Origin of the sequence: Corynebacterium sp., assembly GCF_030530965.1 — a bacterium.
In the GTDB taxonomy this organism is placed as follows: domain Bacteria; phylum Actinomycetota; class Actinomycetes; order Mycobacteriales; family Mycobacteriaceae; genus Corynebacterium.
On record NZ_JAUMTY010000068.1, the window covers coordinates 1 to 8,533 of the forward strand.

The following is an 8,533-nucleotide window of genomic DNA, read 5'->3' on the forward strand; positions in this document are numbered from 1 at the left end:
ATCGACATCAACGACATTGGTTCACTCTTACAGTCCGACAATCCTGCGGATACCCCGTCGTCGGGTGATGGAGTAACGGGCCCGGGCCCTGGTAGTGCCAAAACCGTGGCCCGCCCACGTGGGGCCGATGGTGCCAGCCATGACCCCAGCCAGGCGTCCCGTGAGCGCGCCCTCTCCACGTTCCGCGAGCGCAGAGCGGCTTCCCGGCGCGGCAAAGTGGTTGCCGATGGCATGGTGTCGTTGCCGTTCATCGTGCCCACGGATCCGCGGGAATCCGTCATGGATTCCGACACGATTAAGGAAACGGATGCCAAGGCACCGTCGCTCCACAAGGGGGACATGGTGGCGGGCCAGTATGAGGTGGTCGGGGCGCTGGCCAATGGTGGCGTCGGGTGGATTTATCTGGCCATTGACCACAATGTTTCGGACCGGTGGGTTGTCCTCAAGGGGATGAAGGCGACGGCCAATGAGCAGGATCGGGCGGTGGCCGGCGCCGAGCGCGCGTTCCTGGCGGATATTACGCACACGGGCATCGTGAAGATTTACAACTTCGTCGATGATGACCGCTCCCCCGGCGGGTTCATCGTGATGGAGTACGTTGGTGGGCCGTCGTTGCGGTCGCAGCGGAAGAAGCAGCGGGACAGCCTTTTCGCGGTCGATGTCGCCATCGGTTACATGCTTGAGGTTCTGGAGGCGCTGGATTATCTACACTCGCGCGGCGTCGTTTATAACGATCTCAAGCCGGACAACATCATCATCACTGAGGAGCAGGTCAAGCTGATCGACCTGGGTGCGGTCACGGGGATCGGCGCGTTCGGGCACATTTACGGGACGCCGGGGTTCCAGGCTCCTGAGATTACGGAGACCGGTCCGACGGTGCGCAGTGATATTTATACCGTTGGCCGCACGTTAGCGTCGCTTATTGTTCATTTGCCGACGATTGACGGGCGGTATAAGGACGGTTTGCCTACTCCGACTAACGAGCCGGTGTTTCGTCGCTACCTGTCGCTCTATCGTTTGCTGCTGCGGGCGACTGATCCGGATCCGGAGAAGCGTTTTGCGTCGGCGTCGTCGATGGCGAATCAGTTAACGGGTGTGTTGCGTGAAATTCGTGCGGTGCGTGACCAGGTGCATTTCCCGCATTTGCATTCACAGTTTGCTCCCCAAAGGACAACGTATGGAACGAAGCACTTGGTTTTCCGTACCGATCAATTAGTGGACGGTATTGAACGGTCCATTGAGATTACGGCCCCGGAGGTGGTGGCCGCGCTGCCAGTTCCTATGGTGGACGCCACGGATCCGGGTGCGTATATCCTCTCGACGATCAGTTATGCCGAGCCCTCTGAGGCCATTGATTCGTTGTACGCGAAGATGAAAATGCCTGAGTATGCGGAGAGCGTGGAAATTCCGCTTTCTATTGTGAGGGCAATGCTTGATCTCGGGCTTGTTGATGAAGCTCATAATTATCTATCGACATTCGAATCGTCTTTTACCCGAGATTGGCGATATGAATGGTATTCCGGAATCACTGCTTTGCTGCTCAATGATTACGAACAGGCGCAGCGGCATTTTGAAAAAGTCATCTTCATTCTTCCCGGGGAGCCCGCGGCCAAGCTTGCCATCGCCGCGACGTCGGAATTGTGGCTTCAGGCGAAGGGCTTGTCGATGACCTCGGTGTTGGACAGGCAGACCGCCGTGGCGGCTGCAACCTTAGGCCACGCGTCCGCATTGCCGTCGGATAGTGCTCTGGAAGCGATGGGTGATCGGTGGGATCCCGTCGGCGACGACCCCGTTGCCCTGCGCTTTCATGCCACGCGGTTGTACGGCCTGGTGTGGGCGACCAACCCCACGACGGTGTCGTCGGCGTTCGGTTTGTCCCGCCAGTTCATCGCGGAGGGCGATGTTGCCCGGGCTGTTGAGGCGTTGGACCAGGTTCCGCAGGCGTCCCGGCACCACCGATTAGCCCGCTTGACGACGGTCCTCCACCTCATTTCTGGCCCACCGAAAGATCTGACTGAAGAACGAATTATCGACGCTGCGCAGCGCCTGGATGAGATCCCAACGAACGAGCCGCGAATGGCGCAAGTGCGCGTGGCCGTCATGTCCGCTGGGCTTAATTGGCTGCGGGAGACGAATCGGACCCACGCTACCGTGCCGACGTTGTTCGGCCAGCCCTTTGAGGTGCGTGGTTTGCGGCTCGGTGTGGAGGCGGATCTGCGTCGGATGGCGCGGAGTGTTCAGTACCCTAGCCACAGGTATCACCTGGTTGATATGGCGAATGCGATTCGGCCGCGTACGTGGTGGTAGGGCGTAGGTTCTGCGTCACATTTTGTGTTTTCCGGGAACCGATCGCCGTCGACAATGGGTGGTTTTTCAGGTGTAATTTTGGTAGAGAGTATGCTAGAAAATGCGTTTCAAGTAGGAAAACCCTGTCAAACAGTTTAAAGTAAGGCACTATGTCTAAAGCTCATCGCCGAATTTCCACCCGTATCGGCGTCTCCGCAGCCGCGTCGCTTACCGCCATCGCAGCTCTCGCGGGCGGCGCCACAGTTGCTAACCCTGCTCCCGCTCGTGCGGACGACTTGCCGGCTATCTCGGCAACGAACCCGCAGGATTTCCTCAACCAGGCGCGGGATCAGTTCAATGAGTTCGCCCGCACTGCGTCGGACCGCGGCAGGACCATCGCCCTGGATTGGCGCAACAGCGTCTACCAGAACACTGAGCAGCTAGACCCGAACGCTGCTAACTGGATCCGCACGACCGTCGACGGCTGGATCAACGCCATCTGGCCGAACGCGATTGCTGACCAGGAAGCTCAGCAGGCTGCTGCGCGCGACGCCGCTGCCCGCGCTGCTGAAGAGCAGGCACGCCAGGCTGCTGAAGCAGAGGCCGCTCAGCGCGCTGCTGAACAGAACGCAGTGACTGCACCCTGTGAGGATGGCGCAGAGGCTTGCGTTAACCTGGGTGCTCGTCGTTCCTGGTTGACTGACGGCCACAAGAACATCACCTACGGTCCTGTGCCGATCACTTCGGGCGCTCCGGGTCAGGAAACCACTCCTGGCTGGCACAAGGTTCTCCGCAAGGTGAAGGACGAAGTGAGCCACGAGTTCAACAACGCTCCGATGCCTTACTCGGTGTACTTCACGAACTCCGGCATGGCGTTCCACGAGGGATCGCTGAACCGTGAGTCTGCAGGCTGCATCCACCTTTCCCACCAGGATGCTGAGCACTACTTCAACACCCTGCAGGTTGGCGACGACGTCTACATCTTCTAAACAACGTCGTTGCTAATGCCTTGGTGTTAGTGCCTTGGTGTCGGCTTGTGCGTCGACGATGAGCGCAGCCGAGCCTGGCCGCCTCTAACGTGTTTCCATTGGACACCCAGGTGGTTGGTGTAGCACCATATAGTCCCCGTTACGGCGGGGACTTTTTGATAACCCCAGACGACGAGAACTGGACGGTGGAATGTGACGATGCGGTATAACGACAAAGTCTTCGCAGCCGTGATGTTCTTCGCTGGTGCCCTGTTATTGATCGTTCGCGCACAGGGTTACATTGACGAGTCGTGGACTAACCGACTTTTCGCGGCGCTCATCGTCGCAGCGTCCGTTTTCCAATTCATCCGCTGGTCACTTAATCGACGGGCCGCTCAGCCCGACACGGCGGACACGCCACCACAGGCGTAGCGCCCCACCACACGCCAAGTCAGAGCGCACCAGCCCGTCGTCGCTAATTGTGGGCGAAGCCCGCAGCATACCGCGCGATGGCTAATTCCTCATTCGTCGGGATAACAAATACTTTCACGCGGGAATCATCGGAAGAAATGAGCCGCGCTTCGCGGGATGGCGAGTTGTTGCGCTCGTCGTCGATGAGGATGCCGAAATTCTCCAGGTCAGCCATGGTGTCGCGGCGAATTCCGGCGTGGTTCTCGCCCACCCCCGCCGTGAAGGTGATCGCATCGAGGCGGCCGAGGATGAGCATGTACGCACCCACGAAACGTCGGATGGAGTGCACATACATGTTGTAGGCGCTCCAGGCGTCCTGGTCCTCGCGATCAATCTTTTCCTGGAGAGCGCGGAAGTCATTCACGCCGCTCATGCCTTTGAGGCCCGACCGTCGGTTGAGCAGGTCGTCGATCTCGTCGATAGTCATACCGTTGCGCGCGAGGTGGAAGACAATGCCCGGGTCGATGTCGCCGGAACGGGTGCCCATCATGATGCCTGCCAATGGGGTCATTCCCATTGAGGTGTCGACGGCGTGGCCACCACGGATGGCGGCGACGGAAGCACCGTTCCCCAGGTGCAGCGTGATTTGGTTCACCTGGTGGGGTGCTTTGCCCAGGAGATCGGGCACGTGTTGGGACACGTACTCGTGGCTCGTCCCGTGGAACCCGTACCGCCGGATGGCGTAATTCATGGCCGTTTCGGCATCGATGGGGTACAGAGCGGCTGCGGGCGGGAGTGAGTGGAAGAAAGCGGTGTCGAAGATCGCGACATGGGGGATGTCGGGCAGGATTTTCCGCGCGACCGTGATGCCATCCAGGTTGGCCGGGTTGTGCAGCGGAGCGAGCGGAATAAGGTCCCTGATCAGGCCGACGACCTCGTCGTCGATAAGGACGGGGCTGTTAAACAGGCGCCCACCGTGGACCACGCGGTGCCCGCACGCCACCAGGTTCAGCGTGGAGAGCCCGACGCCGAGTGAGTCCAGGAAGTTCAGTGCTTCGTCGAGGCCCTCTGTGTGGTTGAGAATGGGCAGCTCGCGGGTGTGCTTCTCCCCCGCGTATTTGATGGTGATGTGCCCGGTTTCCTCACCGATCTGCTCCACGAGCCCAGAGACGAAGGGGTCATCGGTGGCGTGATTAGCCGGGTTGACCAGCTGGAATTTGATCGACGACGAGCCCGAGTTCAGCACGAGGACGAGTTCGTCATTCTCATGTCCAGATGTTTCGGGAGCGGTGGGTGCGGCGGCCGCTGCGGATGTGTCTGCCGGGGTCGGTGTGTCGCTTGTCTTCATCATGTCGCTTCTCTCTGTGGCGGGTCAGGACTGTGCGGAATCGCGGGTGCTGGTCTGTGCGGCCACTTGCACTGCTGTGACGGCCACAGTGTTGATGATGTCCGGCACGGTGGCCCCGCGGGAGAGATCGTTGACCGGCTTGTTCAGGCCCTGGAGCACCGGCCCCACAGCCAGCGCGTTCGCGGTACGCTGAACCGCCTTGTACGCAATGTTCCCCGCGTCGAGAGTGGGGAAGACGAAGACCGTGGCCTGCCCAGCGACGTCGGACTCGGGCATTTTCTTCTTGCCGACGGAGGGCTCGACGGCTGCGTCGAACTGGATGGGCCCATCAATGGCGATGGGGCTACCGTTCCGCGACGTGTCGGCGGCTTTAGCCTGCGCCAGCTCGACCGCGCGGGTGACTTTATCGACGTCATCACCCGCTCCGGAGGATCCCGTCGAGTAGGACAAGAGGGCAACGCGGGGGTCGATCCCGAAGCTGGCGGCAGTGTCGGCGGAGGTGACGGCGATTTCTGCCAACTGCTCGGAGGTCGGGTTGGGGTTCACAGCGCAATCCCCGAACGCCCAGAGTTTCCCGCGCATGACCATGAGGAAGATGGAGGAGACGACGGAGGATCCCGGCGCGGTTTTGATGATCTGTAGCGCTGGCCTGATGGTGTGCGCGGTAGTGTGCGCGGCGCCGGATACCATGCCGTCGGCTTGGCCGTCGTAGATCATCATGGTGGCGTAGTAGGAGATGTCCTTCATTGTCTCCCGGGCGTCGTCGATGGTGACGCCTTTCTTTTTCCGCAGCTCAGCGAAGGTGGCGGCGAATTTTTCGGACTGTTCGACGGAGTCGTCGTCGGTGCCTTGGGGGTCGGCGATGGTGGCGTCGCTGAGGTTGAGGCCGAGTTCTTTGGCCCGCGCGGCGATGTCGTCGGGGTTGCCGAGGATGGTGAGATCGCAGACGTGGTGTTCGAGGAGCCAGTCAGCGGCGCGGAGGATGCGGTCGTCGTCGCCTTCGGGGAGGACAATGCGCGCTCCGGAGGCGCGGGCTTGGTCAATGAGGTTGTGTTGGAACACTTCCGGCCCGATGACCGGTTCGAGGCGCCCGCTCTCCCCTACTGCCGACGACACCGCGGAGTCGAGCGCGGCTTCGTCGGACGCCGCGATGACGGGGATGCTGGTGGGGACGCCGTCGATGGAGTGTCCATCGCGGGTAACGATAGCCGCGACCGTGGCCCCCTCGCCCTCGGCTGTGGAGATGCTCAGTGAGACGCGAAGCGAGTCGGGGGTGGCGTCGGTAAGGAAAAGGAGGACGACCGGGACGCCGATGCTGGCCGCGATGCGCGAATCGACGGTGATGTCTCCGGTGGCAACGAATGCGCCCTGCAATTCGTCGGATGGGGAGGTTTTCTCTACTGCCTCGGCAACAAGCGCTGAGGGGTCAGCGGGTGATCCCGGCTCTCCGGAAATGATTCGGGTGGCAGTTCCCTGAAGGGGTGCTGGTAGGGCGTCGCCTGCCGACGGTCCGAAAGCTCCTCCGACGTCGATATATAGGGCACACGGCATGTGATTAAACCTCCACAATTACTCAGCGTTACGTGATGATGACGCAGTCTGGTTACTCGGCTACTCGCTGTTCCGGCGCACGTGTGCTGAACCACCGATGATTCACCTTTGTGGGGTTTGGCACATATGCGGATATACCCTTCATTATTCCGTTTGTGTGTGTCTTTCGCGACTATTTGCCACTTTCGCGGGGATTGACGCGGCATGAATTTGCAGTAACGTACCAACGGGCAGCAGGTGGGGCACCCGACCCCACGCCAAAAGTAGACAGAGTGGTATAGTTTCGTCGGAAAGAATCCGGATACAAGCGCATCGCATTACAAATCTCAATTACATCGCAATAAAAGGAGAACCTCAGTCCATGGATCGACCTCTACGTGTGGCCGTCATTGGCTCCGGACCAGCTGGTATTTACGCTTCAGATGCCCTCATGAAGAAATACGACGGCGACGTCGCCATTGATCTTTTTGAAAAAATGCCAGCCCCCTTTGGCCTTATCCGTTATGGCGTTGCGCCCGACCACCCGCGCATCAAGGGAATTATTAAGTCTCTCCACAAGGTGATGAACAAACCTGAGCTCCGGTTGATCGGGAATGTGGAATACGGCAAGGACATCACCCTGTCTGAACTCCAGTCTCTTTACGACGCCGTCATCTTCGCGACGGGGGCCACCGGGGATCGTGCCCTCAACGTCCCTGGCGAGGGTGCCGACGGTTCCTGGGGTGCGGGAGAATTCGTCGGCTTTTATGACGGCAACCCCCTTTTCCAACGCGATTGGGATTTACACGCCGAGAAAGTCGGAGTTGTTGGCGTCGGTAACGTCGCGGTCGATATCGCGCGCGTGCTAGCCAAAACTGCCGACGAGCTGCACGTCACTGAAATCCCCGACAACGTGTACGAGGCGCTGAAGAAGAATAAAGCGACGGAAGTCCACATGTTCGGGCGGCGTGGGCCCGCGCAGGCAAAATTCACGCCGATGGAGCTCAAGGAACTGGACAAGTCCCCCACTATCCAGGTGATTGTGGACCCCGAGGACATTCAATACGACGAGGCCTCTGAGGCGACGCGTCGGAGTTCCAAGATCCAGGACATGGTGTGCAGCATCCTGGAGCAGTACGCGATCCGCGAGATCGAGGACCGCCCCCACAAGCTGTATATCCACTTCTTCGAGTCGCCGGTTGAGATTTTGACCGACGACGGCAAGGTCACCGGGTTGCGCACCGAGCGCACCGAGCTTGACGGCAACGGTGGGATCCGTGGCACCGGGAAATACAAGGACTGGGAGCTGGGGGCTGTTTATCACGCCGTCGGGTACCGGTCTGACCCCGCCGAGGAGATCCCCTTCGACGACAAACACCACGTGATTCCCAACATCGCTGGACGCATCGTGCGCGAGCCCGGGTCGGAGGAAACCCTCGACGGTCTGTACACCACGGGATGGGTTAAGCGCGGGCCGGTCGGCTTGATCGGAAACACGAAGGGCGACGCAAACGAAACCGTCGACTGTCTGCTGGAAGACCTTGATAATGGCGTGCTAACCGAACCAGAGACGACGGATCCCGACGCCGTGTTGGGGTTGCTCCGCAATAAGGGCGTCGAGGTGACCTCCTGGGAGGGCTACCACGCGCTCGAGGCGTACGAGCATGAGCTCGGCGAAAAGGAAGATCGCGAGCGGAAGAAGGTCGTCGAGTGGGACGACATGGTGGTTCACTCGCGCGTGAGTGAGTGATGGTGAGCCCCCGGGCTTCGTAGATGACGAAGCTCCGGGGGCAAGTTGCTCTTCGGGGCCAGCTCGGGGTTGGGGGTTTCGGGTTATACGACGAAAATGTGTCCGCGTGCCGGAAAACTGCGCGGGTATATCAGGGTCGGTTGTGAAAACTGCGGGAGAATATGAGCGAAAAATGGCCGAAAATTGACCATATTCCCCCACACTTTTATTTTGGGGCGCGTATTCCCCCGCACTTTTGGG

The 8,533-nt window shown here is 60.0% G+C and carries 6 protein-coding genes; 4 read left to right on the top strand and 2 right to left on the bottom strand.

What is annotated here, in order from left to right:
• The 3 genes from Q3981_RS09690 to Q3981_RS09700 all read left to right on the top strand — a co-directional run.
• On the top strand, positions 1–2,307 hold a 2,307-nt coding region (locus tag Q3981_RS09690; protein WP_303125731.1), incomplete at its 5' end, for a serine/threonine protein kinase.
• Between the two features lie 149 nt (positions 2,308–2,456).
• Positions 2,457–3,275: a L,D-transpeptidase gene (locus tag Q3981_RS09695; protein WP_303125733.1), complete on the top strand. Its 819-nt coding sequence runs from the start codon at positions 2,457–2,459 to the stop codon at positions 3,273–3,275.
• Between the two features lie 198 nt (positions 3,276–3,473).
• Positions 3,474–3,686: a hypothetical protein gene (locus Q3981_RS09700; protein ID WP_303125735.1), complete on the top strand. Its 213-nt coding sequence runs from the start codon at positions 3,474–3,476 to the stop codon at positions 3,684–3,686.
• Between the two features lie 43 nt (positions 3,687–3,729).
• Here the strand turns inward: Q3981_RS09700 and Q3981_RS09705 are convergent, their stop codons facing one another.
• Both Q3981_RS09705 and pta read right to left on the bottom strand, forming a co-directional pair.
• Positions 3,730–5,016: an acetate kinase gene (locus Q3981_RS09705; protein ID WP_303125737.1), complete on the bottom strand. Its 1,287-nt coding sequence runs from the start codon at positions 5,014–5,016 to the stop codon at positions 3,730–3,732.
• Between the two features lie 21 nt (positions 5,017–5,037).
• The gene (gene pta / locus Q3981_RS09710; protein WP_303125739.1) at positions 5,038–6,564 is read right to left on the bottom strand and encodes a phosphate acetyltransferase; all 1,527 of its coding nucleotides are present in this window, start codon (positions 6,562–6,564) and stop codon (positions 5,038–5,040) included.
• Between the two features lie 361 nt (positions 6,565–6,925).
• On the opposite strand from pta, the gene Q3981_RS09715 reads away from it, so the two are divergent.
• Complete coding sequence (locus Q3981_RS09715) at positions 6,926–8,293, top strand: FAD-dependent oxidoreductase (RefSeq protein ID WP_303125741.1); 1,368 nt, start codon at positions 6,926–6,928, stop codon at positions 8,291–8,293.
• The last annotated feature ends 240 nt before the right edge of the window (positions 8,294–8,533 follow it).

Excerpts from the sequence above, each read along its gene's own strand:
- Q3981_RS09695 (WP_303125733.1), top strand. The coding sequence starts at position 2,457 with ATGTCTAAAGCTCATCGCCGAATTTCCACCCGTATCGGCGTCTCCGCA.
- Q3981_RS09700 (WP_303125735.1), top strand. The coding sequence starts at position 3,474 with ATGCGGTATAACGACAAAGTCTTCGCAGCCGTGATGTTCTTCGCTGGT.
- Q3981_RS09705 (WP_303125737.1), bottom strand. The coding sequence starts at position 5,016 with ATGATGAAGACAAGCGACACACCGACCCCGGCAGACACATCCGCAGCG.
- pta (WP_303125739.1), bottom strand. The coding sequence starts at position 6,564 with ATGCCGTGTGCCCTATATATCGACGTCGGAGGAGCTTTCGGACCGTCG.
- Q3981_RS09715 (WP_303125741.1), top strand. The coding sequence starts at position 6,926 with ATGGATCGACCTCTACGTGTGGCCGTCATTGGCTCCGGACCAGCTGGT.